Here is a 24,834-nt window from a genome sequence, read left to right on the forward strand (position 1 = left end):
CAGCACGAGGATGGGCAGACCCAAGCTGAAGGACGTGGCCGAGCACGCCGGCGTCTCGGTCACCACGGTCTCCCGCGTGCTCAACGACCGCGGCTACCTCAGCGCCGACGTCCGGCGCCGGGTCGCGGAGGCCATCGCGGCCCTCGACTACCGCCCGCACGAGGTCGCCCGCTCGCTGCTCGGCAAGCGCACGCGCCTGGTCGGGCTCGTCGTCCCCAGCGTCGCCGACCCCTTCTTCGGGGAGCTCGCGGCGGCCGTCGAGGAGGCCCTCGCCCGCGAGGGCTACAAGATGCTGCTGTGCGACAGCGGCGACGACCGCGAGCGGGAGGTCCAGTACCTCGAGATGCTGCTGGCCCAGCAGGTCGACGGCATCCTCACCTCCACCCACAACGACGACATCCCCCACTACCGGCGCACCGACCTGCCGGTGGTCGCGCTGGACCGCCGACTGCCCGGCGGGGCGGTCCCCAACGTGCGCAGCGACAACCGCGCCGGCGGACGCCTGGCCACGGAGCTGCTGGTCGCCGAGGGCGGCCGCGACATCCTCCACGTGACCGCGACCGACGACGCGAGCAACGAGCGCATGGCCGGCTATCTCGAGGTCCTCGCCGAGAACGGGCTCGCGCCCCGCATCCTCGCCTACGGCTTCGGCATCCCCCATGCCGAGCGCCGCGGGATCATCGAACGGCATCTGGAGGAGCATCGGCCCGACGCCGTCTTCGCCTCCGACGACATCAGCGCCTCGATGGTCATCGACTGGGCCCGCAAGAACGCCGTCGCGGTGCCGGAGAGCCTGCGCGTCGTCGGATACGACGGGACCGCCGTGGTCCGGGAGATCGGCCCCGGGCTCACGACGGTCGTGCAGCCGATCGGCGAGATCGCCGACGTCGCCGTGCGGATCCTCCTGGATCGGCTCGACGAGGACTCCTCCGACGGCGCGGACGCCGCGGAGTCCCGCACCGCGGACCGCGTGCTGCCGGTGACGCTGCATCGGGGCCGCACCGCCTGAGCAGTGCGGCCCCGAGGGCTACCGAGTCCTCCGGTCCGACGACGGCCGAGGGCGGCCGACGGCGATCCGTCGGCCGTCGTCGGCCGTCATGCGAGGGTCAGGCCGTGGGGGCCGGCTCCTTCGCGGCGTCGTCGGCCGCATCCGTCTCGTCGGCCTTGTCGGTCGCATCCGTCGCCAGCGTGCGGACGGCGAGGAAGCTGTCGCCGGCTTCGAGCGGGGCGTCCGCCGCGGCGGTCTGCTCGACGGTGTAGCGGTCGGCCGCGTTGGTGATGACGACCGGGGTGGTCACGTCGTAGCCGGCGGCGATGACGCCCGCCCAGTCGACCTCGGCGAGGACGTCGCCGCGGGAGACCTTCTGCCCGGCGCTGACCACGGCGGTGAAGTGCTTCCCGCCCAGCTGGACCGTGTCCAGGCCGACGTGCACGAGGATCTCCACGCCGTCATCGCTGGTGATGCCGTAGGCGTGGGCGGTGGGGAAGGCGACCGTGACGGTGCCGTCGACCGGGGAGACCACGGGGCCGGAGGAGGGGACCACGGCGCCGCCCGGGCCGAGCACGGCCCCGGCGAACATCGGATCGGCGACGGCGGCGAGCGGAACGGCCGTGCCGAGCGCCGGGGAGCCGATCGCGGTGGCGTCGCCGACGGTCACGGGCGCCGTGGCCGCAGCGTCCGCCGAGGAGGTCGCCGCAGCGGCGGTCGCCGCGCTGGCGGCGGCGTCGACGGCCGACGGGTCCAGCACGTGGCCGCGCGAGATCTTCCAGCGGGTGTAGGCCCAGGTCGCGGAGAAGGAGAGCGCGAAGCTCACGGCCGCGCACAGCAGGAAGGCCGGGATGCTGGAGGCCTTGATGGAGACGAAGCCGATCAGTCCGGCCGCGCCGAGGGACACCGCGACCACGTTGAAGATGCTGACCAGGGCGCCGGAGACGGCGGCGGCGCCGAGGGCGATGAAGAAGGGGAACTGCAGGCGGAGGTTCACGCCGAAGATCGCGGGCTCGGTGATGCCGAGCAGCGCCGACAGGCTCGAGGCGCCCGCCATCGCCCGCAGCTTGCCCGGTCCGCGCAGGGACACGAAGATCGCGAGGGTGGCGGCGCCCTGGGCGATGTTGGCCATGGCGGCGATCGGGAAGATGAAGGATCCGCCCTGGCCGATGAGGCTGAGCTCGACGGCGGGGAAGCTCTGGTGCAGGCCGGTGACGACGACGGGCGAGTAGACCGCGCCGAAGATGGCGCCGCCGAAGGGACCCGCGGCGGTGTACATCCACTCCAGGCCCGCGGTGATGGCGTCGCTCAGGCCGCGCATGAGCGGGCCGACGGCGATGAAGGTGAGCAGGCCGGTCGCCAGCAGCGAGAGCATCGGCGTGAAGAGGAAGTCGAAGGTGCCCGTGAGCACCTTGCGGCAGAGCTTCTCCGCGAGGGAGAGGACGTAGACCACGGCGAGGATGGGGATGACCGTGCCCTGGTAGCCGGCCTGGGCGACCTGCAGCCCGAGCACGTCCCAGTAGGTCATGGTGCCCTCGGTGATCGACTGCGCGACGTCGTACCCGCTGACCAGCGAGGGCATGACCATCGCGCCGCCGAGTGCGGCGCCGAGGTAGGGGTTGGCGCCGAACCGCTTGGCGGCCGAGAAGGCGACCAGGATCGGCAGGAAGGTGAAGGCCGCGGAGGCCAGCAGGTTCACGAGGTCCGCGGGATCGGCGAGCCAGGGGGCCCGCTCGACGAGCGAGGCCGGGCCGAACAGGCCCTCGGCGGTCAGCACGTTGTGCAGCGCCATGAGCAGACCGCCGGCGATCAGCGCCGGCAGGATCGGCACGAAGATGTCCGAGAGGATCTTGATGAACCGGACGACGGGGTTGCCGCGGCGGCCGGCGATCTCCTTGAGCTCGTCCTTGCCGGCCTCGGTGATGCCGCCCTGGGCGACGAGCTCGCGGTGGACGATGTCCACGTCGCCGGGGCCGATGATGACCTGGTACTGCCCACCGGCCATGAAGGTGCCCTTGACGTCGGGGTTCGCGTCGAGGGCGGCCTGGTCGATGGCCTTCTCGTCGACCACGACCATGCGCAGTCGGGTGGCGCAGTGGGCTGCGGCTTGGATGTTCTGTGGACCGCCGAGGGCGGAGAGGACGGAGCGGGCGACGTCGCTGTGCTGCACGGGATCTCCTACGAGCAGGGGGCTCGGAGCTGGAATGTCGGAACGGCCGGGTCGTTCCGGGCGGCCGATGCGGTATGTCAATCGAATGACACATTAGCGATCGGACCGCCCGCACGGGGCCTCAAGAACGACCTCGGCGCGAGATCTGCATCACGCGCCGAGGCCGGATGGCGGGTCAGGCGGAGGGGTGGGCGATCGGGCCGACGAGCCGCGCGCGACCCGTCGGCGCCGCGACGCGGACCTCGGGCTCGCCGGAGCCGAGGAAGCTGCGCAGCGAGAAGGCGAGCAGGTCGTCCACGAAGATCTCCGTCACCGAGCGGTCGTGCACCACGGTCAGGCGGCGCGGCCCGCTCGCGGGCGGCAGGGTCGCCTCGCGCGCCCCGCCGAGCGGGTAGCGGCTCGCGCTCCGGTCCACGCGCAGGCGCTCGGCGTCGAGCTCGATCCGCACGGCGTGCTCGCCCGCGGCGATCTCGAGGGCGAGGGACGGGGTCGCAGCATCGGCAGGCGCATCGGCGTCTGCATCGGCGTCCGCATCGGGGTCGAGCTCGACGACGGCCCGGAGGGCAAAGGAGCGGGCGCCGGCGAGCTCCGCGATCGCGCTCGGCGCGGCGGTGAGCTCCGTCGGCAGCGAGGCGACGGGCGTCGGCCGACCGATCTGCGCGAGCTCGACGGCGGGCTCGTGGCGCAGGATCCCGCCGTGCAGGCTCAGGCGGCGCGGCAGGGACAGCGTGTGCACCCAGCCCTCCTCCGCAAGGCTCGGCTGGTCGTCCTGCGCCGGGTTGCCGAGCCAGGCGAGCAGGACGGCGTCCTGCGTGCCCTCGCGGCCGGCGAAGGCCTGCGGGGCGTAGAACTCGAAGCCCAGGTCCAGCGGACGGAACGCCGTGGCGGCACGCAGCTCCGTGCCCACCAGGTCGCCGACGACGTAGCCCGCCACATCGGGACGGGTCTCGGGATCGCTGCCCTCGACCCCGGCGCCCTGCGGGCAGAAGATCAGGACGTGCCGGTCCCGCCCGAGCTCATGGTCATGCAGGACGAGGATCGCGGGGCACTCCCACATGTATCCGAGGTTCCGCAGCTCGGCGGCGTGCGGGCCCGTGAAGGTCATCTCGCCGTCCACGGTCCACGGCCCCTCGAGCGCGGGCGCCGAGTGGAGCAGGATCGCGCCGGTGAGGTCGGTGCGCTGCACGCCGAGGCACATCCGGTAGCCGTCCTCGGAGGTCTCGAAGACCATCGGATCGCGGAAGTGGGCGGTGTACCCCTCGGGCCGACGAGCGTCGGGGAGGACCGGGTTCTGCGGGCTCTTCTCGAAGGTCTCGAAGTCCGCGGTGCGCAGCAGCGCCTGATGGGCCTGCCGCACGTCACCCTTCTTCACGTTGCCGGTGTAGAGGAACGCGGCGCCCTCGGGCTGGACCACGGCGCCGCCCGAGTAGCAGCCGTCCTCGTCGTACCAGGTGTCCGGGGCGATCGCCTGCGGACGGATCGTCCAGCGCAGGAGGTCCTCGGAGACCGCGTGGCCCCAGCCGATCCGACGATCGGTCGGGAAGCCCGGGCCCCACTGGAAGAAGGCATGGGCGGTGCCGCCCTGCATGATCAGCCCATTGGGGTCGTTGATCCGACCCTGGGGCGCGGTCAGGTGGAACTGGGGGCGGGAGGAGGCCGCCACGTCGGGAGCTGTCGTCACGCGGGCCAGGGTACGCGATCTGTCAATCGTTTGACAGAGGTGGAGACGAGGCAGCCTGCAAAGCAGCCTCCGACGCAGCTCCGGAGACCAGAACAGCCCCTCACCTCGGGACATCCTGTCAGATGCCGCGCAGATGAGGGGCTGCTTCGGAGCTGGAGACGAGATTCGAACTCGCAACCGCCTGTTTACAAGACAGGTGCGCTACCGTTGCGCCACTCCAGCGGGGGTGGGGCCGGCCGACTGCTCGACCGGCCCCTGAGACTACCGGATGGCTCTCAGCCCTCGCCGCCGTCGGATGCGGCGGTGCCGGTGGCCTCGGCGCCGCCCGCATCGGAGGCGGTGGACTCGTCGCCGCCGGCGTCGGACGCCGTCGAGCTGATCGTCGCCCCGGCCGCGACGGCGGCCTCGAGGAACGCACCCTCGGTATAGAAGTCCTGGAACTCCGTGCCGTCGATGGTGAGGTACGGGGTGCCGCCGCCGGTCTCCGAGGCGTACGGATCCGCGACGTCGTCGACCCAGTCGGTGTAGGTGCCGGCGGTCAGGCACTCCTGGACGGAGTCGGAGGCGCCGGCCTCCTGCGCGTAGCCCCAGATCTCGTCGTCGGTCAGGCCCGCGGAGCCCTCGGCCGGCTGGTTCTCGAAGAGCAGCTGGAGGAAGGTGAGCGCATTATCCGGGCTCTCCTCGTAGATGCACACCAGCGCGTTGGCGGTGCGGCTCGAGTAGTCGCCGGTGGTGGACGCGGTGTCGAGGAAGTTGCGCGGCACGAGGTGCAGGGTGATCGCGTCGGAGGCGACGAGGTCCTGGACGTCCTGGCCGTTGGCGGCCTCGAACTGCCCGCAGTAGGGGCACATGAAGTCCAGGTGCAGCTCCACGACGGGAGCGCCGGAGCCCTCCTCCGCGCCGAAGGCGAGGTACGGCTGATCCTCGGCCATGCCGGCGGGGACGGCGACGGGGCCCGCGGGGCGGGTCGCCTTGTAGATGCCGTAGCCGATGCCGCCGGCCGCGGCCAGGGCGATCACCACGATCACGGCGATGACGGCGTTGCGGATCGAGCGCTGCCGACGCAGCTCCGCCTGCCTCTGCTTGCGCAGGGCCTCGCGCTGCGCCTCGCGGCGCTCCTGCGCGGACTTCGAAGGACCGGACGCGGCCATGGATGCTCCTCTCGCCGGATCTCGGCGATGGTCGACGGGACGGGGCGAGTGTAGCGGGGCCAGATCAGCGAAGGCTCGGAGGTGTGAGCGAGCCCGGACACAGCCCAGAAGAGGCCTCGGAAGACGTCGTCGCAGACGTGCCGGAGGCGTCCGCGAGGGGCTCAGCGACGCCAGAAGGCGAGGTCGTCGAGCCGGGGTCCGGAGCCGAAGGGGAAGTAGTCCACCATCCCCTGCCGCGCCAGGAGGGTCGTGATGATCGCTGCCAGCAGCAGCAGGAGCAGGCCCAGCAGCACGGAGGTCCAGAGCCGATCGGGCGCGGCGGCATCGACGAGGCGGTGCGCGCCGTTGCGGGTGGTGCGGCTGCCGATGCCCACCCAGGTGATCAGGAGCGTGATCGTCATCGCGACGACGAAGGCGAGGCCGTCGGGCGGCGCCGGCGGGCTCGCGAGCGTCCAGGCCGCATCGATCGCGAGCCCCACCAGGAGCCCCAGCACGAACGGGAGGATCGCCTGCAGCACCGTCTCGAGCAGTCCGAGGGCGAAGCGGAAGGGCGCGGCGGCGCCGGTGCCCCACAGCGGCCCGGATCCCCGGGATCCGCGCATGCGGGCGTCGGCGACGGAGCGCGCCGAGCGCTCCCAGGTGCGGGCGAGCGCCCCGAGCACCAGGAGCGCGGCGATCGCGACGTAGGGCGCGACGCCGGCGAGGGCGATCAGCAGCAGATGCCCGATCCAGACGAGCGCCGGTCGGCGCGGCGGCATCATCGGCTGCGGCCAGCCGCCCGGAGGGGCCTGCATGCCCTGGGCCCCGGCCCACGGCGCGAGCTGGCCCGGCTGGCCCGGCTGGCCCTGCATGCCGGGCTGGCCCTGCGGGGCCATCTGCCCGGGGTGCCCCGGCATCACTCCAGCCTGCCCGGGCATCGGACCGGCCTGGCGGAACGGCTGCTGCTGCGACGGCTGCTGCTGCTGCGGGAGCGGCGCCTGCCCGTACCCCGGAGGAGCGGGACGCGCCTGCTGCGCGGGATACGGCTGCTGCATCGGTGCGGCCTGCGGAGCGGCGTGACCCTGCGGAGCCGGATGCTGCTGCCCCGGATACGGCGACTGCGCGGGATACGACCGCTGGCCCGGGTACGACTGCGGGGCGGGTGACGTCGGATGAGCGGGCGCGGGCGCGGCGAACTGGCCCGCTCCCCCGAGGGCACCGCCCGGCTGGTCCTGCACGCCGCGCCGCACGGGGCGTCCGCCGGGCAGCGGGGAGCCCGGGGAGGCCCCGGGGATGTCCTCGCGGATCGGCGGCATCTGCAGCGTCGGCGAGCCGAAGGCCGGGATCGCCTCGGTGACGCCCTCGGCGGAGGCGGCCGACGAGGCGGCGCCCCCGTGCACGGGCAGCACCTGGGTCGCATCCGCGGCCGGCAGAGCCTGGGTCGCATCCGCGGCCGGCAGGGCCTGGGTCGCATCGGCTGCGGGCAGCGCCTGCGTGGCATCCGCGGCCGACAGCGCCCGGGTCGCGTCGGCGGCCGACAGCACCTGCGTCGCGCCTGCCTCGTCGGCCGCGGCGCCTGCCGCATCGTCGGCCGCACCGATCGACGGGCCGGTCGGCGAGCCGCCCGCCGGGCCGGCGCCGAGGACCGCGGTCGCGCCAGCCCCGGCGGCGGGCAGGGCCACGGTGCGGCCGCGGGCCTCGAGGGCCTCCGTCGGCCCCGGGTCGTCGTAGCGGGTGAGGTCGAGCTCGGCGAGCTCGGCGAGCATCGTCGCGGGATCGGGCCGCCGCGAGGGGTCCGCGGTGAGCGCGGCGCGCAGCCAGGCCGCGAGCTCGGTCGGCGCGCCGACGACATCGATCTCCCCGAGCTCCGCGCGGCGCAGGACGAGGTCGGCGCGACCGGTGCCGAAGGGCTCGCGCCCGGTCGCGGCGAAGGAGAGGAGCGCGGCGAGGGCCCACCAGTCCCCCGCCTCGCCGGTGCTGTTGGTGACGATCACCTCGGGGTCGAGATAGGCGGCGGTGCCCATCACGAGGCCCGTGGAGGTCAGCCGCGAGGCCTCGGCGGCGATCGCGATGCCGAAGTCGATGATCACCGGGTCCAGGCGGTCGCCGTCGGGGTCGTAGGCGGTGAGATCCTCCTGGCCGGCGTGGCGGAGCAGCACGTTGGAGGGCTTGAGGTCGCGGTGGATCACGCCGGCCTCGTGGATGCGCGAGAGCGCCTCCCCCAGCACGAGGCCGATCTCGCGGACCGCCTCGGGGTGCAGCCCGCCCTGCTCGCGGACGGCGTCCTCGAGCGTCGGGCCGGGCACGAACTCGGTGACGATGAAGGCGTCGGGCGAATCCAGCTCGGCGTCGAGGATCCGCACGATGTTCTCGCTGCGCACGAGCTTCTGCGCGGCGACCTCGCGGCCCAGGCGCTCGCGCGCGAGCGGGTCGTCGGCGATGTCATGGCGCAGCAGCTTGATCGCGACGTCGGTGCCGTCGGCGTCGACCGCGCGGTAGACGATGCCCATGCCGCCCGCGCCGATGCGTTCTTGCACCTCATAGCCCGAGTCCTCGGCGAGCGCGACGAGCCGCGGGTCGCGGCGGCCGGTGCGGGAGGTCGAAGCGGAGTCCATGGTCGCCATGCTACGAGGAGCGGTGTGGAGGAATCGTGGCGACCTGGGGACCGATCGCCTGGATCGATACCCTGCAGGGGTATATGCTCGCCGTGTCCGCGGCCCGCGCCGCCCCCTTCTCCGACGAGGAGCACCCATGAGCACCAGCACCTTCGGCGTCGCCGGCCTGACCTGCGGCCACTGCGTGAGCGCCGTGACCGAGGAGATCTCCGCCCTCGACGGCGTCAGCGACGTCCGCGTGGACCTGGTCTCCGGCGGCGTCTCCACCGTCACCATCACCGCCGCCGCGGAGATCACCGACGAGGCCGTCGCCGCCGCGGTCGACGAGGCCGGGGACTACCGCCTGGCCGATCTTCCCGCCTGAGCCCGCCTGAGCCCGCCTGCTTCGGCCGGTCCGGCCGGATTCCCCGTCGCCCCTCCTGGGCCGACGGCCCTTCCCTGTGGGACGATGCCCCCCGGCGCCGAACGAGCGCCAGGGGGCACGCCCCCGGGGGACGAGAGGACGTGAGGCCATGCGCTCGAATCTGTTCGACGCCGCCAACCAGGAGCGGCAGACCAACGACCGGTGGACGCTGCAGTCCAACAAGATGCTGCGCAGCGCGCTGTTCCCGCAGTCGCCGGAGATCATCGCCGCCCAGGGCGCGATGGTCGCCTACCAGGGGCAGATGGACTTCTCCTACCAGGGGTCCGGCGGCGGCATGAAGCTGCTCAAGAAGATGGCCACCGGTGAGGGCGGCAACCTCATGCGGGTGCGGGGGCACGGCGAGGTGTTCTTCGCCCACCAGAACCACGAGATCTTCCTGGTCCAGCTCGAGAACGACGCGCTGACGCTGAACACGCGCTCGCTGCTCGCCTTCGACAGCACCATCCAGTGGGACATCCGCTCCCTCGGCGGCGCGGGCTTCATGGCCGGCGGCCTGTTCAACCTGTTCCTCCAGGGGCAGGGCATGGTCGCGGTGACCTCCGACGGCCCGCCCATGCTGCTGGACTGCTCGCAGCAGCCCACCTACGTGGACCCGCAGGCCGCCGTGTGCTGGTCGGCGAACCTCCAGCCGCAGATCAAGAACGACTTCAAGATGGGCTCGTTCATCGGCCGCGGCTCCGGCGAGTCCTTCCAGCTCGCCTTCCACGGACCGGGCTTCGTCGTGGTGCAGCCCTCCGAGGGCACCCCGGTAGTCCAGGGCTGAGGACCGCCATCCCCTTCCCGGCCGTCACCGCTCCCCCTGCCTCGCTGCAGGGGGAGCTTCGCGGTCTCGGCGCCGACGGGCTGCGCCGCGCCGCGCAGGCCGCGTCCGACATGGTCGCGGCCGACCTCTCCGTGCGCTCCCCGCTCATCGACCCCGTCCCGGCGGCGATCGGCGCCGAGCGCTGGCGCGAGCTCTCCGCGGGCCTCGTCCAGCGGGCGCGCCTGCTCGACGCCCTGCACGCCGACCTCTACGGGCCGCGCGCGAGCCTCGCCTCGGGGATCGCGCCGACGGCGGCGCTGCTCGCCGACCCCGCCTACCTCCGCACGGCGGTCGGCATGCCCGCCCGCGGCCCGCGACGGCTGTTCGCGCTGACCTCGTGGGTCGAGCTCGCGACCGACGGCACGTGGAGCGTCCGCGAGGAGCACGTGGACGTGCCCGAGGGCGTGGGCGCGACCCTCGAGATGCGTCGTGCGCTCTCCCGCAGCGCCCCGGCGCTGTACCGCTCGACGCCCCTGCAGCGCCTGCACCCCTTCTTCGACGGCATCCGCTCGGGACTGCACCGGCGCGCCCGCGCCGGCGGACGGCTGGGCCGGGTCGCGGTGCTCACCGCGGCGTCCGACGCCGGTCGCGCCTTCGACCAGCACCGTCTGGCGACGCTCCTCGGCGTCCCGGTCGTGACCGCGGGCGATCTCGTCGTCGGCGCCCCCGGGCTGTCCCTGCGGCGCCCGGGCGCGGAGGGCCGCCGCGGCATCGGGGCCCGCCCGCCGCACGCCGACGAGGACCCCGTCGACCTGCTGATCCGCATGGTCCCCTCGGAGCGCCTCGACCCCCTGGACCTGGAGCCGACGGACGCCGGGATCACGGGCCTGGTCGAGGCCGCGCGCTGCGGCGACGTCGAGATCCTCAACCCGCTCGGCGCGGGCCTCCTCGAGAGCCCCGCGCTGCGCGAGGCCATGCCGGACCTGTGCCGCATCCTCCTGCACGAGGACCTGCGGCTCGGCTCCGCGCCGACGGCGCCGCCCGCGCTCTGGCCGAGCCTCGACCCCTCCGGCGGCGAGACGCTCGTCGGCCGCCCGCTGCGGCTGCAGCTCATGGCGGTCGCCGGACCCGACGGCTTCGAGGTGGTCCCCGGCGGCGTCGCCCGGACGACCGACGCCGGCCCCGAAGCGCTCAAGGACCTCTGGGTCGGCCCGGCCGCCACCAGCACGACCGCGTCCCTGAGCCTGCCCGCGGCCGCAGCCGCCGCCGACGCCGGTCCCTCGGTCGACGCCCCCTCCGCCGCCGGGCCCTCCGCCGCCGGGCTCTCCGGCATCGCGCAGGACGCCACCGCGCAGGACGACGCCGCGCAGGACGACGCCCGTCGGCCCGACCCCCGGGCCTCCGACGGCGAACGCCGGCTGCGCGCCGCCCCCGCCATCACCCTCTCGCTGGGCTCGGACCTGTTCTGGTTCGGCCGCTATCTGGAGCGCGTCGACGCGACCGCCCGGATCCTGCGCACCATGCTGGACGTCGCCAACGACCTCGGGGCCGAGCAGAGCCCCTCGGCCCGGACGGCGCTCGCGGTCCTGCTGCGCGCGGTCACCGACGTCACGACCACCGCCCCCGGCTTCCACGAGGTCGACCTGCACGACCCGAAGGCGGTCCGCCGCGAGCTCGAGAGCCTGCTGACGGAGACCGGCCGCCCCGGCTCCCTCGCGCAGTCCGCCGCGGCGCTCGTGCGCACGGCCCGTCCGCTGCGGGACCTGATCTCCGACAGCGTCTGGCCGACGATCTCGCGCCTGCGCGCCCGCATCCGCGGCCTCGGCGGGACCGAGCAGCCGCTGGAGACCGAGCTCAGCGCCGTCGTCGACGGCTGCCTGACGCTCTCCGGGGCGATCGCCGACTCGATGCCGCGGGCGCTCGGCTGGGACCTGCTCGAATGCGGTCGCCGCATCGAGCGCGCCACGAGCCTGCTCACGCTGCTGCCGGCCTGCCTGGGCCGGCGCCGCAGCCCCGCCGTGGAGGCGCGGGTCGTCGGAGCGATCGCCTCGATCACCGAGTCCGGGGCGAGCTACCGTCGCGTCTTCCGCACGGGCCTGCACCCCGAGCTGCTCCTCGAGCTCCTGCTCGTGGACGCCTCCCTCCCCCGCTCGATCGGATTCCAGCTCGATCGGCTCGCCTCCTCCGCGGCGCGCCTGCCCGAGGACGGGGCCGCGCTCGTGGCTGCGGACACCGCCTCCGCCGTCGCGGCCGGCGATGCGGGCGCCTTCTCCGTCGGCCCCTCCTTGGAGGTCCGCTCCGAGCTCGCGCACCTGCGCGCGCAGGTCGCCGGCTGGGACCCGGCCGCGCTCCTGACGACCGGGCCCGGCGACGCCTCCGTCCCGCTGCGCGCGGAGGCCGACGAGGCCCTCGACGCCCTGCGCCGGCTCGCCGCCGCGATCGAGGAGAGCTGCTTCCGCAGCGCCGATCCCGTCCACTCCTGGGGGCGCGACGATGCCTGACTCCCTGCAGGACCCGCCGCCGCTGATCCCGCTCGCCTCGGAGGCGCCGGAGGCCGATCCCGTCCACTACCGGGTCCGCCACCTCACCCGCTACCGCTATGCGCGGACCGTCTCGCGCAACGACGGCCGCGCGCATGTCGCCCCGCGGCCGACGGAGCACCAGCGCGTCCACTCGCACGAGGTGGAGGTCGGCCCCTCCCCCGCGCGCCTGTCCTCGCACTCGGACTTCTTCGGCAACACCTCGACGTACTTCCTGGTCGACGAGCCGCACGACGTCCTCGAGGTCCGATCCCACGCCCACGTGTCCGTCGCCGAGCGGCGCTACCCGCTGGAGTCGATGTCCCGCCCGTGGCAGCGGGCGCTGCCCTCCGCCTGGGGCCCGCTGATGCCGGCGGAGAGCATCGACTTCGCCCAGCCCTCGCCGCGCCTGCCCGATCCGAGCGCGGCCGCGGAGATCGCCGCCGAGGTCTTCCGTCCCGGGCGCGCGATCGGCGAGTGCCTGGCCGCGCTGGCGGCGCTCCTGCACGACGAGCTGGCCTACGATCCGGCCGCGACGACCGTCTCCTCGACCCTCGAGGAGGTGCTCGCGGTGCGGCGCGGGGTCTGCCAGGACTTCGCCCACACGGGCATCGCCGCGGTCCGGGCGGTCGGGCTCGCGGCCCGCTACGTCTCCGGCTATCTGCGCACCGCGCCGACGTCGGACGGCGAGCTGGTCACCGAGCCCGTGGGCGAGATGGTCGGCTCCGCCGCCTCGCACGCCTGGCTCGCGGTGCTGGTGCCCGGCTCCGGCTGGGTCGGCATCGATCCCACCAACCGCACCTTCGTCGACCAGCGCTTCGTCACGACCGCCTGGGGCCGCGACTACTCCGACGTGCCGCCGCTGACCGGCATCGTCGTCGGCCCGCCCGGCGCGGGGAGCGCCCCCGAGGTCGCGGTCGAGGTGGCGCCGCTCTCGTGAGGCTCACCTCTCCTCCCTACCCCCGCACGCCCCTCCGGTGAGAGGATCAGGAGGTCAGAGCGTGGCCGCTCGACCTCGCACGACGTCCGTCGGCCCCGTTCCCCCTGCTGCGACCTGCGCGTTCGCGCTCGTTCACAGAGCATGGGCGTACGCCATTTACGTGTATATGGTGGTGCGGAATTCTTCGTGCCCCTGGGGCACATCCGACCAGGCGTCGTCAGGCGCCGAGAGACCGAGGTGAGATGACCTCCTCCCAGCCCTTCCGCCTTGCCGTCATCGGCGCGGGTCCTGCCGGCGTGTACGCCGCCGAGACCCTGCTGCGCTCCGCTCCGGTGAAGTCCGGCGACCTCGAGGTGAAGATCGACCTGTTCGATCGCTTCCCGGCGCCCTTCGGCCTGATCCGCTACGGCGTCGCCCCCGACCATCCGCGCATCAAGGGCATCATCACCGCCCTCCAGCGCATCCTGGGCCGCGGCGACATCCGCTTCCTCGGCGACGTCGAGTTCGGCACCGACCTCACGGCCGACGAGATCGCCGACCACTACGACGCCGTGATCTACGCGACCGGCGCCCTCAAGGACGCGGACCTCTCCATCCCCGGCATCGAGCTCGAGGGCTCCCACGGCGCCGCCGACTTCGTCGCCTGGTACGACGGCAACCCGGACTACCCCCGCACCTGGGAGCTCGACGCCGAGCACGTCGCCGTCATCGGCAACGGCAACGTCGCGCTCGACGTGGCCCGCGTGCTCGCCAAGACCGCCGACGAGCTGCTGCTCACGGAGATCCCCGAGAACGTCCACGCCGGCCTCGCCGCCGCGAAGACCACCGACGTGCACGTCTTCGGCCGCCGCGGTCCCGCGCAGACGAAGTTCTCGCCGCTGGAGGCCCGCGAGCTCGCCCACCCCAAGGGCGTGCAGGTCGTCATGGACCCCCGCGACCTCGAGCAGATCACCGAGGCCGAGTGGGAGACCATCCGGGCCGACAAGCGCACCGACCAGATCGTCCAGACCTTCGAGGCGTGGACCGCGGAGCAGAAGCGCCGCGAGGAGGCCGGCGAGGAGGCCACGGACGCCCACGGCAACCCCGTCGTGCGCCGCCTGCACCTGCACTTCTGGCACAAGCCCGTCGAGGTCCTCGGCGAGGACGGCAAGGTCACCGGCATGCGCTTCGAGCGCACCCGCCTGGACGCCGAGGGTAACCTCGAGGGCACCGGCGAGATCGTCGACTACGACCTCGGCGCCGTCTACCGCGCGGTGGGCTACCACGGCTCCGAGCTGCCGGGCGTGCCCTACGACGCCCGCCGCGGCGTCATCACCAACGAGGCCGGTCGCGTGACCGAGGCCGACGGCACGGTCCGTCGCGGCTCGTACGCCAACGGCTGGATCAAGCGCGGCCCGATCGGGCTCATCGGCGCCACCAAGTCCGATGCGCTCGAAACGATCACCTCGCTGCTCGCCGACATCGACGCGGGCGTGCTCGAGTCCGCCCCGATCCGTGAGGACGACGCGATCCTGCGCCTGTTCGACGCCAAGGGCGTGCAGTACACGACCTGGGACGGCTGGGTCGCCCTGGACGAGCACGAGAAGGCGCTCGGCGCCGCCGCCCTCGACGCCGACGGCAACCCGCGCGCTCGCGTGAAGGTCGTCGAGCGCGGCGAGATGGTCCGCGTCTCCCGCGAGGGCATGCGCGCCATCGCCGAGGCCGAGGCCGCCGCCGAGGAGGCCGACGCCGAGGAGCCCTCCCGAGCCTGAGCGTCGAGCCTGAGCACCGAGCTCGGTCAGCGTCGCGGCCTCCCGCGACGGACGCTGATACGAACGCCGCGCACCTCCCGATCCTGTCGGGCGGTGCGCGGCGTTCGTCGTCCGCGGGGCGAGCGGGCGCGGCGCCGACGGGCGGGGCGCGCCGACGGGCCGGCGGGCCGGACTCAGTCGTCGGAGACGGTGACCGTCACCGGGATGTTCCCACGGGTCGCGTTGGAGTACGGGCACACCTGGTGGGCGGCGTCGGCGAGCTCCTGGGCGAGGGCGCGGTCGAGCTCGGGGATGACGACCTCGAGCTCGACGGCGAGCGAGAAGCCGCCGGACTCCTCGGAGCCGATGGTCACGCGGGCGCCGACGCTCGAGCCCTCGATGCCGACCTTCCGCTGGCGCGCGACGAGCTGCAGCGCGGAGTGGAAGCAGGCGGAGTAGCCGGCGGCGAAGAGCTGCTCGGGGTTCGCGCCGCCTCCGGCGCCGCCCATCTCCACGGGCACGGCGAGATCGAGGGCGAGGTCCGATCCGGCGACCTCGACGTGGCCGTCGCGGCCGGCTCCGGTGGCGAGGGCCTCGGTGCTGTACAGGGGCTTCATGATGCATCCTTCCGTTCGAGCTGGGAGAGGGCGGAGTCCAGGGCGGCGAGGGCCGCCCCGCTGTCCACCCGGGTCATGACCAGGGCGCTGACGAGCAGCGCCGTGCAGGTCTCGACGAGCCGGTCGCGCTCGGCGGCCGGCTGGAGCGGGTCCCGGGCCGCGGCGCCGCGCGCGAACGCGGCGTGCAGCTCGGCGCGATAGGCGCGCACCACCTCGGCGATCCCGTCATCCCGGGCGAGCCCGGAGCAGGCGGTGTTCACCAGGAGGCATCCGTCGGGGAGGGTGCGGCCGGACGGGTCCGCGAAGAGCTCGCGGGCCGAGCGGAAGTACTGCGCGAGGGCGTCGGGGTCGATGCTGTCGCCGCGCAGCCGGGCGAGCCCGGGACGCACGACCGCGTCGAGATAGTCCTCCACCGCGGCGTCGAACAGACCCCGCTTGGAGCCGAAGCCGTGGTAGATGCTGGAGGCGTTCAGACCGGTGGCCTGCTGGAGCGCGGCCATCGAGGCGCCGTCATAGCCCTCGCGCCAGAAGAGGTCGCGCGCATGGCGCACGACCTGGGCACGGTCGAATCCCGGCCGTCGTCCCATCGCTCCGCCCTCCATCCGCCTCCGGCGATCGTCCGCCGATCGCGCCCGCCCCGTCGGACTCTCGCGATCCGCCCTCCCGGCGGACCGCCCCGGCTCAGCGCCGGATGGAGGCGAGGTGGTCGGCGATGCGGTCGACCGCATCGGCGAGGAGGTCCACGCCGGGGAGCGTGACCAGGCGGAAGTGGTCCGGAGTGGTGAGGTTGAAGCCGGTGCCGTGGTTGATCAGCAGCTTCTTCGAGCGCAGCAGGTCGAAGGCGAACTGCTCGTCGTTGTCGATGCGGTACATCTCGGTGTCGATGCGGGGGAACATGTAGAGCGCCCCCTGCGCCTTGACCACATGCACGCCGTCGATGGCGCTGAGGCCCTCGTAGGCGACATCGCGCTGCTCGCGGAGCCGGCCGCCGGGGAGCAGCAGCTGGTTGATGCTCTGGTATCCGCCGAGGGCGGTGGCGACCACATGCTGCGCAGGCACATTGGGGCACAGGCGCATGTTGGAGAGCACGTCGAGCCCCTCGATGAAGCTCGTGGCGTGCTCCTTGGGGCCGTGCAGCACCATCCAGCCGGCCCGGAAGCCCGCGACCCGATAGGCCTTGGACAGGCCGTTGAAGGTGATGGTCAGCAGATCGGGTGCGAGCGAGGCGATCGGCGTGTGGACGGCGTCGTCGTAGAGGATCTTGTCGTAGATCTCGTCGGCGAGGATCATGAGGCCGTGCTTGCGGGCGACCTCGACGATGTCCCGCAGGACATGGTCAGGGTAGACCGCGCCGGTGGGGTTGTTGGGGTTGATGACGACGATCGCCTTGGTGCGCGGCGTGACCTTGTCGGCGATGTCGGTGATGTCCGGCCACCAGTTCCGCTCCTCGTCGCAGCGGTAGTGCACCGCCCTGCCGCCGGCGAGCGCGACCGAGGCCGTCCACAGCGGATAGTCGGGGGCGGGGACGAGCACCTCGTCGCCGTCGTCGACGAGGCCCTGGCAGACCATCTGGATGAGCTCGGAGACGCCGTTGCCGAGGTAGACATCGTCCAGGCCGATGCCGGGCATGCCCTTGGTCTGGTAGTACTGCGCGACGGCGCGGCGGGCCGAGGGGATGCCCTTGGAGTCCGAGTAGCCCTGCGCGGTGGGCAGATTGCGGATCATGTCGACGAGGATCTCGTCGGGGCACTCGAAGCCGAAGGGCGCGGGGTTGCCGATGTTGAGCTTGATGACCTTGTGCCCCTCGGCCTCCATGCGGGCTGCCTCTGCGGGGACCGGTCCTCGGATCTCGTAGCACACATCGCGCAGCTTCGAGGACTGGGTGAAGATCATCAGGAGACTCCTTGGGCCCGCGGGCCCTGTTGCGGCCGCGCGCGGGCGGCCGGCTCCGGCGCCCGGTGCGCCGGATCGGACCAGGGTAGCGCCGCGCCGGGCGTCCGCGCGGCCTCCGTCGGCTCCGTGAACCGATCGCGGGCGCCATGCCGGGGGCGCCGGATGCGGGCCCCTCTTGACGTGAGCGCCGCCAGGGTTTAATTTCTCCATGTAAATAAAGAGCGGCGCGCTCGGGACACCGTCGTCCCCGGCGTCCGCGCCGGACGGACCGCCGTCCCCGCAGCCCGCCCCCTCGAGCAGGAGAGCATCGATGCCCGTCACCGCCCCCACCCGTCGGATCCACCTCAGCGCCGCCGGGGTGTCCCTGCTCCTGGATGCGACCGACGGCCGCATCCCCGCGATCCTCCACTGGGGCTCAGCGCTCGGCGAGATCGACGCCGACGACGCCCGCACCCTCTTCGCGACCTCCACCCCGATCGCCTCGAACAACGCCGTCGACCAGCCGCTGCGCCTCGGCGTGCTCCCGCAGGAGACCGACGGCTGGATGGGCCGCCCCGGGCTGACCGGCTCCCGCGCCGACGGCTCCGGCTTCGCGCCGCGCCTCGAGGTCCGCGCGGCCTCGCTGCACGCCCCCGGCACGGCCGACGGCTACGCCGCCTCGACCGCGGAGCCCGTCGGGGCCATCGGGTCCGCTGCGTCCGTGGGGGCCCCTGCGGCCGACGTCGCCTCCGTGGCCGACGCCGCCGACGCCGCGGGCACCGCGCTGAGCGCCGAGTTCACCGCGGCCGGGGCGGGCCGCGTGCGCTTCGACCTGGCCGACGAGGTCCTCGGCCTCGCCGTCGCGCTCGATATCGAGCTGCTGCCCAGCGGCCTCGTGCGCACCCGCGCCGAGGTCGTCAACACCGGCGCGGACGACTACGTGGTCGCCGATCTCGTCACCGCGCTGCCGGTGCCGCTGGATGCGACCGAGCTGCTGGACTTCGGCGGCCGCTGGGGCAAGGAGCGCACGCCGCAGCGACAGGTCATGGGCACGGGCACGCACCTGCGCGAGGGCCGCCGCGGCCGCACCGGCGCCGACTCCGCCTACGTGCTGCACCTGGGCACGGCCGGCTTCGGCTTCGCCGAGGGCGAGATCTGGGCGATCCACACGGCGTTCTCCGGCAATCACACCCACTACGCCGAGCGGCTGAACTCCGGCGTGCAGGTCCTCGGCGGCGGCGAGCTGCTGCAGGCGGGCGAAGGGCGCCTCGCCCCCGGCGCCGCCTACCGCTCCCCCTGGGTCTACGGCTCGCACTCGGCCCAGGGCCTGGACGGCGTGGCCCGCCGCTTCCACGCCCACGTGCGCGACCGCGCCGCCCACGGCGGCCTCGCCGCCCCGGACGCCGACCGCCCCGTCACCCTGAACGTCTGGGAGGCCGTCTACTTCGACCACGACCTGCAGCGCCTCGTCGACCTCGCCGAGGTGGCCGCGGACCTCGGCGTCGAGCGCTTCGTGCTCGACGACGGCTGGTTCGGCTCCCGCCGCGACGACACCTCCGGCCTCGGCGACTGGACGGTCTCGGCCGACGTCTGGCCCGACGGCCTCTCCCCGCTGATCGACCGCGTGACGGGGCTGGGCATGGAGTTCGGGCTCTGGTTCGAGCCCGAGATGGTCAACCTCGACTCCGACCTCGCCCGCGCCCATCCCGAGTGGATCATGGCGCCGAGCGCCGACCGCCTTCCCCGCGAGTCCCGCACCCAGCAGGTGCTGAACCTCGCGATCCCCGAGGCCTGGCAGCATGTCCACGACGCGATCGACGCGCTGCTGGACGAGTACGAGATCGGCTACATCAAGTGGGACCACAACCGGGACCTGATCGAGGCCGCTCACCGCGGGACCGGGGCCGCCGGGACCCATGAGCAGACCCTCGCGGTCTACCGGATGTTCGCCTCCCTCAAGCAGCGCCACCCGGGGCTCGAGATCGAGTCCTGCTCCTCCGGCGGCGCCCGCGTCGACCTCGGGATCGTCGAGATCGCGGACCGCATCTGGGTCTCCGACTGCATCGATCCCCTCGAGCGCGCGCAGATGAACCGCTGGACCGCGCAGCTGCTGCCCTTCGAGGTCATGGGCAGCCACATCGCCTCCGGCGCCTCCCACACCACCGGCCGCCTGCACTCGCTGTCCTACCGGGCCGCGAGCGCGGTCCTCGGCCACCTCGGCATCGAGTGGGACCTGCGCCAGGCCACCCCGACGGAGCTCGACGAGCTGCGCGCATGGATCGCCTACTACAAGCAGGAGCGCGCGCTGCTGCTGACCGGCGACCTCGTGCGCGCCGACCGCGGCCAGGACTGCCTGTGGATCACGGGCGTCCTCTCCCCCGAGCGCGACCGCGGCCTCTACACCCTGGTCTGCGTCGACACCCCCGACATCGCGCCCGTCGGCCGCATCCGTCTGCCCGGGCTCGATCCCGAGCGCCGCTACCGCCTGACGCCGCGCGTGATCGGCGAGGCGCCCCGCGGTCTCGTGTGGCCCGCCTGGGCCCGTGCCGGCGCGGACCCCGCGACCGACACGAACCACGACGCGTACCGCGGCGGCGAGCTCGTCGACGGCCTCGTGCTGCCCGGCTCCGCGCTGACCGGCGCCGGCATCACCGCCCCGCTCATGAACCCCGAGACCGCGGTGCTGCTGGAGGTCGCCGCCATCGACTGACCCCCTCGTCCGCCGGGGCCGTCCCGGCCCCGGCGGATCCCCCTCGAAGGAAGGACGACGATGTCCACCGTCACCACCACGTCAGGAGGCCCCTCCAGCGGGGGCGCCTCCGCCTCGTCGGCCGCCGGAGCTCCGCGGCCCCGCCGTCGGCGCGACGACACGCGCCTGGCCCTGCTGTTCATCGCCCCCGCCTCCGTCGGCCTGCTGGTCTTCCTGGTCTGGCCGCTGCTGACGGGCATCTACTACTCGTTCACCGAGTACACGATCCTGACCCCGCCGGAATGGGTGGGCCTGGCCAACTACCGCGAGATGCTGACCGACCCGGTCTTCTGGAACTCGCTGAAGGTCACCGTCCTGTACGTGGTCATCAACATCGGCGTGCAGACCGTCGTCGCTCTGCTCATCGCCGTGCTCATGCAGCGCCTGACGCAGTCGACCTGGCTGCGCTCGCTCGTGCTCACCCCGTACCTGGTCTCGAACGTCGTCGCGGCGATCGTGTTCCTCTGGTTGCTGGACTCCCAGCTGGGCATCGTGAACCTGTTCCTGCAATGGATCGGCTTCGACCCGATCTCCTTCTGGGCCAACGAGGCCTGGGTGATCCCGACGGTCGCCCTGGTCAACGTGTGGCGGCACATGGGCTACACCGCGCTGCTGCTCTTCGCGGGCCTGCAGTCCATCCCTGCGTACCTGTACGAGGCGGCGAAGACCGAGGGCGCCGGCGAGTGGCAGATGTTCCGCCGCGTCACGCTGCCGCTGCTGCGGCCGATCCTCGCGCTGGTGCTGATCATGACGATCATCGGCAGCTTCCAGGTCTTCGACACCGTGTCGGTGACGACCCAGGGCGGTCCGGCGGACGCCTCGAAGGTCCTGCAGATGTACATCTACGAGAACGCGTTCGCGCAGTACCAGTTCGGCTACGCCTCGGCGCTGTCGGTCGCGCTGCTGGTGATCCTCATGATCATCACGTTCGTGCAGTACCGCGTCACCCGCGCCGGCGAATCCGACCTGGACTGACCGGACCGAGAGGAGTCAACGATGACCACCACCGCTTCCGCCTCCCCCGCCGCCCCGTCGCATCCGACGGGCGCCGCCCCGGCCCCGGTCCGCGCCCGCCGTCGGCGGATCTCCCCCGGGCGCGTCGTCGCCTGGATCGTCATGATCGTGATCCTGTTCGTGACGCTGTTCCCCTTCTACTGGATGCTGCGCACCGCGCTGTCGAGCAACACGGCGCTCGCGACGGATCCGACGAGCCTGCTGCCCGTGGGCTTCAGCCTCGGCGGCTTCGAGCGCGTCTTCGGCCTGCAGAGCGTGGAGGAGGCCGTCGCCCAGGGCGGCTCCGGCGCCTCCATCAACTTCTGGCGCTACCTGCTGAACTCCGTGATCGTCGCGACGGTCATCACCGTCGTGCAGACCTTCTCCTGCGCGATGGCGGCCTACGCCTTCTCCCGCCTGCGCTGGCGGGGGCGCGAGGTCGTGTTCATGGTGTTCCTCGGCGCGATGATGATCCCCTCGATCTTCACGCTGCTGCCGAACTTCATCCTGATCAAGAACCTGCATCTGATCGACACGCTCCTCGGCATCATGCTGCCGGCGCTGTTCATCTCGCCGTTCGCGATCTTCTTCCTGCGGCAGTTCTTCAACAACATCTCGCGCGAGGTCGAGGAGGCCGCCCTCATCGACGGCGCCTCGAAGGCCCGCGTGTTCTTCACGCTGATCCTGCCGATCTCCTCGGCGCCGCTCGCGACGCTCGCGCTGCTGACCTACATGGGCTCCTGGAACGAGTACTTCTGGTCGCTGCTGGTCTCCTACACCGACCAGTCGCGCGTGCTCACGGTCGCCCTCGCGGTGTTCCGGGCGCAGTCGCCCAACACCGGCACCGACTGGTCCGGCCTGATGGCCGCGACCCTCGTGGCGGCGGCGCCCATGCTGATCCTCTTCGCCTGCTTCGCGAAGAAGATCGTCAACTCCATCGGCTTCAGCGGGATCAAGTGAGGTACCGACGATGACGCACACCCCCTCCCTCCCCGAGCGCCCCGTCGCTCGCCCCTCCGGTCTGACCCGTCGACGCCTGCTCGCCACCGGGGCCGCCGCCGTCGGCACCGCCGCCGCGGCCGGCGCCCTGTCCGCCTGCGGATCCGGCGCCGCCGGCGGGAAGACGCAGCTGGACTACTGGCTGTGGGACGCGAACCAGCTGCCCGGCTACGCCGAGGCCATCGACCTGTTCATGGAGCGCAACGACGACATCGAGGTGCGCATCACCCAGATGGGCTGGGACGACTACTGGACCAAGCTGACGGCGGGCTTCGTCGCCGGCGCCGGCCCGGACGTCTTCACCAACCATCTGGGCCGCTACCCCGAGTTCCTGCGCCTGGGCGTGATCATCCCGCTGGACGGCCTGGCGCCGATCGATGCGGTCCCCGGCGACAGCTTCCAGCCCGGCCTGCAGGACCTGTGGACCGGGCAGGACGGCAAGCGGTACGGGCTGCCCAAGGACTACGACACGATCGCGATCATGTACGACCGGAACCTCCTGGCCGAGGCCGGCGTCGACGAGGAGGAGCTCGTCGGCCTGGACTGGAACCCGGAGGACGGCGGCAGCTTCGAGGCGATGCTCAAGCGCCTGACGCTCGACACCAACGGCGTCCGCGGCGATGAGGACGGCTTCGATCCCACGAGCATCCAGCGCTACGGGCTCGCGGCCGACGCCGGGACCGACTACACGGGCCAGACCACCTGGTCGCCCTTCGCCTTCTCCACCGGCTGGACCTTCACCGACGCCGACACCTGGGGCACCCGCTTCCACTACGACGACGACCGCTTCCAGGCCACCATGGACTGGTACTTCGGCCTCGTCGACAAGGGCATCCTCCCGGCCTTCGGCCTGTTCGGGGACTCCAGCCCCGCGCAGACCCAGCTCCAGGGCGGGCGCAGCGCGCTGTGCCTGACCGGCTCGTGGATGATCGGCACCTACGCGAACCTCGAGGGCGTGGACCTCGGGATCGCCCCGCTCCCCTCGGGCCCGATCGGGACCCCCATGTCGATGTTCAACGGCCTCGGCGACTCGATCTCGGCGCAGTCGGAGAACCCCGAGGCGGCCGCCCGCCTGGTCGCCTTCCTCGGCTCCGACGACTCGCAGACGATCATCGGGAAGCGCGGCATCGTCTTCCCCGCGACCGACGCCGGCACGCAGGCCGCGATCGACGCGTACACGGAGAAGGGGCTGGACGTCTCGCCCTTCACCGACCGCGTCGAGAACGACGAGACGGGCCTGTACCCGCTGGTCGAGAACGCGGCCGAGATCGCCTCGATCATGCAGTCCGCCTTCGACCAGATCTGGATGCGACGGATCGACGGCGCGGACTTCACCGCCTACAACGATCGGGTCAACGCCCTGTTCGAGTGAGCGGCGAGTCGAGCGGGCGGCGACCCCGCCCCGGGCGCCATCACGACCGCGGCCGGCCCTCGGCTTCATGCCGAGGGCCGGCCGCGCCGTTCAGCTGCCGGCGATGAAGCGCTGGAGGGCGATGACGGCGGCGCCGCGGGTCCAGTCGTCGAAGTCGTCGGGCAGGAAGCGCAGCTCGACGTCGCGGTGCACGGGCGCGAGCAGGCCGTCGAGGGTCGTGCGCAGCTCCTCGCCGTGCTGGAGCAGGGCCACGCCCTCGCCGCCCAGCAGCACCGCGTCCGGGTCGAGCAGGCCGACGAGGCCCGCGGCGACGACGCCGACGGCGTGCGCGACGTCGGCGGCGACCTCCCCCGCCGCCGGATCGCCCGCGCGGGCGGCCGCGATCACCCGCTGCAGGCCCTGCGCCTCGACCTCGTCCTGCGCCGCGCCCTCCTGCTCCGGCGGAAGGCCGGCCAGACCGCGCCGACGGGCCGCGGCGACCACGTCGCGGGCGCTCGCGACGTCGGCGAGCATGACCCCGCGGCCGTCCCGGGCGATCGTGGGGAGGGTGCCGAGCAGTCCCGCGCGGTGCGATCCCCCGCGGTGGACGGTGCCGCCGCGCACATGCCCGACGGCGACGCCCGCACCGATCGTGAGCAGCACGAACGACGGGTACCGGCGCCCGGCGCCGAACCAGATCAGGCCCTCGAGCAGGGCGTGGAAGTCGTTGCTGACGGTGACGGGCAGGCCGAGGCGCGCCTGCAGCTCCTCCCGCAGCGGGACCGGTCCCGGCCAGCCCAGCAGCCGCGCCTCGAGGACCTCGCCCTCGTCGTCGACGAGGACGGGGCCGGCCGCCCCGATCCCGGCGATCCGGGGATGCGAATCGACGAGGGCGCCGGCGAGGTCGGCGGCGACGGGGATGACCGTCGCGGGCGCGGTGTCCCGCAGCGGCGCGGAGAGCTCCTCGAGGGAGCGGCCGCGCACGTCCACGACGACCGCATGCACCTCGGTCGCGGTGATCTTCAGGCCGACGAACAGCGCATGGTGCTCGTCGACGTCCAGCGGCAGCTGCGGCCGTCCCTTGGTCTGCGGGCGCGGCGGGAGCTCCCGCAGCAGGCCCTGATCGAGCATCTCGCGGGTCAGCCGCGTGAGCGTCGGTCCGGACAGTCCCAGCCGGGAGGCCAGGTCGGTGCGCGCCCGCGGGCCCGTGCGCAGGAGATGCTCGTAGATCTCCGCGGCGGTGGGCGACCCCGGAGCGGCGGGCGCCTGCGGGGGGTGCGGCGGCGCGGCGTCGGCGGGATCCATGCGTCCAGA

At 73.1% G+C, this 24,834-nt stretch carries 18 protein-coding genes and 1 tRNA gene; 10 read left to right on the forward strand and 9 right to left on the reverse strand.

What is annotated here, in order from left to right; all coding sequences use genetic code 11:
- Positions 1-10 precede the first annotated feature (10 nt).
- Positions 11-1,009, forward strand: coding sequence for a LacI family DNA-binding transcriptional regulator (locus tag ACXET9_RS02765; RefSeq protein ID WP_457884624.1), 999 nt, complete (start codon positions 11-13; stop codon positions 1,007-1,009).
- A gap of 97 nt (positions 1,010-1,106) precedes the next feature.
- On the opposite strand, the gene ACXET9_RS02770 is transcribed toward ACXET9_RS02765, so the two are convergent.
- The 5 genes from ACXET9_RS02770 to ACXET9_RS02790 form a co-directional block, all read right to left on the reverse strand.
- Positions 1,107-3,158: a sucrose-specific PTS transporter subunit IIBC gene (locus ACXET9_RS02770; RefSeq protein WP_457884626.1), complete on the reverse strand. Its 2,052-nt coding sequence runs from the start codon at positions 3,156-3,158 to the stop codon at positions 1,107-1,109.
- 175 nt (positions 3,159-3,333) lie between these two features.
- The gene (locus ACXET9_RS02775; RefSeq protein ID WP_457884627.1) at positions 3,334-4,839 is read right to left on the reverse strand and encodes a glycoside hydrolase family 32 protein; all 1,506 of its coding nucleotides are present in this window, start codon (positions 4,837-4,839) and stop codon (positions 3,334-3,336) included.
- Between the two features lie 150 nt (positions 4,840-4,989).
- Positions 4,990-5,061 (reverse strand) — tRNA-Thr (locus ACXET9_RS02780).
- A 53-nt stretch (positions 5,062-5,114) separates the two neighbouring features.
- Complete coding sequence (locus tag ACXET9_RS02785) at positions 5,115-5,990, reverse strand: DsbA family protein (protein WP_457884629.1); 876 nt, start codon at positions 5,988-5,990, stop codon at positions 5,115-5,117.
- A 161-nt stretch (positions 5,991-6,151) separates the two neighbouring features.
- Positions 6,152-8,584 carry a protein kinase domain-containing protein gene (locus tag ACXET9_RS02790; RefSeq protein ID WP_457884631.1) on the reverse strand — a complete coding sequence of 811 codons (2,433 nt, stop codon included), beginning with the start codon at positions 8,582-8,584 and terminating at the stop codon, positions 6,152-6,154.
- Between the two features lie 136 nt (positions 8,585-8,720).
- On the opposite strand from ACXET9_RS02790, the gene ACXET9_RS02795 reads away from it, so the two are divergent.
- The 5 genes from ACXET9_RS02795 (at position 8,721) to ACXET9_RS02815 (ending at position 14,960) form a co-directional block, all read left to right on the forward strand.
- On the forward strand, positions 8,721-8,948 hold the full coding sequence (locus ACXET9_RS02795) for a heavy-metal-associated domain-containing protein (protein ID WP_457884633.1): 228 nt from the start codon (positions 8,721-8,723) through the stop codon (positions 8,946-8,948).
- Positions 8,949-9,096: 148 nt separating this feature from the next.
- The gene (locus ACXET9_RS02800) at positions 9,097-9,771 is read left to right on the forward strand and encodes an AIM24 family protein (RefSeq protein WP_457884634.1); all 675 of its coding nucleotides are present in this window, start codon (positions 9,097-9,099) and stop codon (positions 9,769-9,771) included.
- Positions 9,772-9,881: 110 nt separating this feature from the next.
- A complete protein-coding gene (locus ACXET9_RS02805) occupies positions 9,882-12,251 on the forward strand; it encodes a circularly permuted type 2 ATP-grasp protein (protein ID WP_457884635.1) in 2,370 nt (789 codons plus the stop codon).
- On the forward strand, positions 12,244-13,209 hold the full coding sequence (locus tag ACXET9_RS02810; protein ID WP_457884636.1) for a transglutaminase family protein: 966 nt from the start codon (positions 12,244-12,246) through the stop codon (positions 13,207-13,209). Before ACXET9_RS02805 ends, ACXET9_RS02810 begins: the two co-directional genes overlap by 8 nt.
- A gap of 242 nt (positions 13,210-13,451) precedes the next feature.
- Positions 13,452-14,960 (forward strand): FAD-dependent oxidoreductase, encoded by a 1,509-nt coding sequence (locus tag ACXET9_RS02815; protein WP_457884638.1) that lies wholly within the window; start codon positions 13,452-13,454, stop codon positions 14,958-14,960.
- 173 nt (positions 14,961-15,133) lie between these two features.
- Here ACXET9_RS02815 and ACXET9_RS02820 read toward each other — a convergent pair whose 3' ends face one another.
- From ACXET9_RS02820 to ACXET9_RS02830, 3 genes are all read right to left on the reverse strand, one after another.
- Positions 15,134-15,556 (reverse strand): organic hydroperoxide resistance protein, encoded by a 423-nt coding sequence (locus ACXET9_RS02820; RefSeq protein WP_457884640.1) that lies wholly within the window; start codon positions 15,554-15,556, stop codon positions 15,134-15,136.
- Positions 15,553-16,143: a TetR/AcrR family transcriptional regulator gene (locus ACXET9_RS02825; RefSeq protein ID WP_457884641.1), complete on the reverse strand. Its 591-nt coding sequence runs from the start codon at positions 16,141-16,143 to the stop codon at positions 15,553-15,555. The genes ACXET9_RS02820 and ACXET9_RS02825 overlap by 4 nt, the downstream gene beginning before the upstream one ends.
- Before the next feature lie 94 nt (positions 16,144-16,237).
- Positions 16,238-17,449 carry a pyridoxal phosphate-dependent aminotransferase gene (locus ACXET9_RS02830; protein WP_457884642.1) on the reverse strand — a complete coding sequence of 404 codons (1,212 nt, stop codon included), beginning with the start codon at positions 17,447-17,449 and terminating at the stop codon, positions 16,238-16,240.
- Positions 17,450-17,759: 310 nt separating this feature from the next.
- Between ACXET9_RS02830 and ACXET9_RS02835 the strand changes: the two genes are divergently transcribed.
- Genes ACXET9_RS02835 through ACXET9_RS02850 form a run of 4 tightly spaced genes read left to right on the forward strand, consistent with a single transcriptional unit; the run spans position 17,760 to position 23,541 of the window.
- A complete protein-coding gene (locus tag ACXET9_RS02835; protein WP_457884644.1) occupies positions 17,760-20,138 on the forward strand; it encodes an alpha-galactosidase in 2,379 nt (792 codons plus the stop codon).
- A 60-nt stretch (positions 20,139-20,198) separates the two neighbouring features.
- Complete coding sequence (locus ACXET9_RS02840; RefSeq protein WP_457884646.1) at positions 20,199-21,152, forward strand: carbohydrate ABC transporter permease; 954 nt, start codon at positions 20,199-20,201, stop codon at positions 21,150-21,152.
- Between the two features lie 21 nt (positions 21,153-21,173).
- Entirely contained in the window at positions 21,174-22,130 is a 957-nt protein-coding gene (locus tag ACXET9_RS02845; RefSeq protein WP_457884648.1) for a carbohydrate ABC transporter permease, read from the forward strand.
- Positions 22,131-22,140: 10 nt separating this feature from the next.
- Positions 22,141-23,541: an ABC transporter substrate-binding protein gene (locus ACXET9_RS02850; protein ID WP_457884649.1), complete on the forward strand. Its 1,401-nt coding sequence runs from the start codon at positions 22,141-22,143 to the stop codon at positions 23,539-23,541.
- Positions 23,542-23,631: 90 nt separating this feature from the next.
- Here ACXET9_RS02850 and ACXET9_RS02855 read toward each other — a convergent pair whose 3' ends face one another.
- Positions 23,632-24,825 (reverse strand): ROK family protein, encoded by a 1,194-nt coding sequence (locus tag ACXET9_RS02855; RefSeq protein WP_457884651.1) that lies wholly within the window; start codon positions 24,823-24,825, stop codon positions 23,632-23,634.
- Between the last annotated feature and the right edge of the window lie 9 nt (positions 24,826-24,834).

The sequence above is a fragment of the Brachybacterium netajii (SeqCode) genome (genome assembly GCF_054114245.1).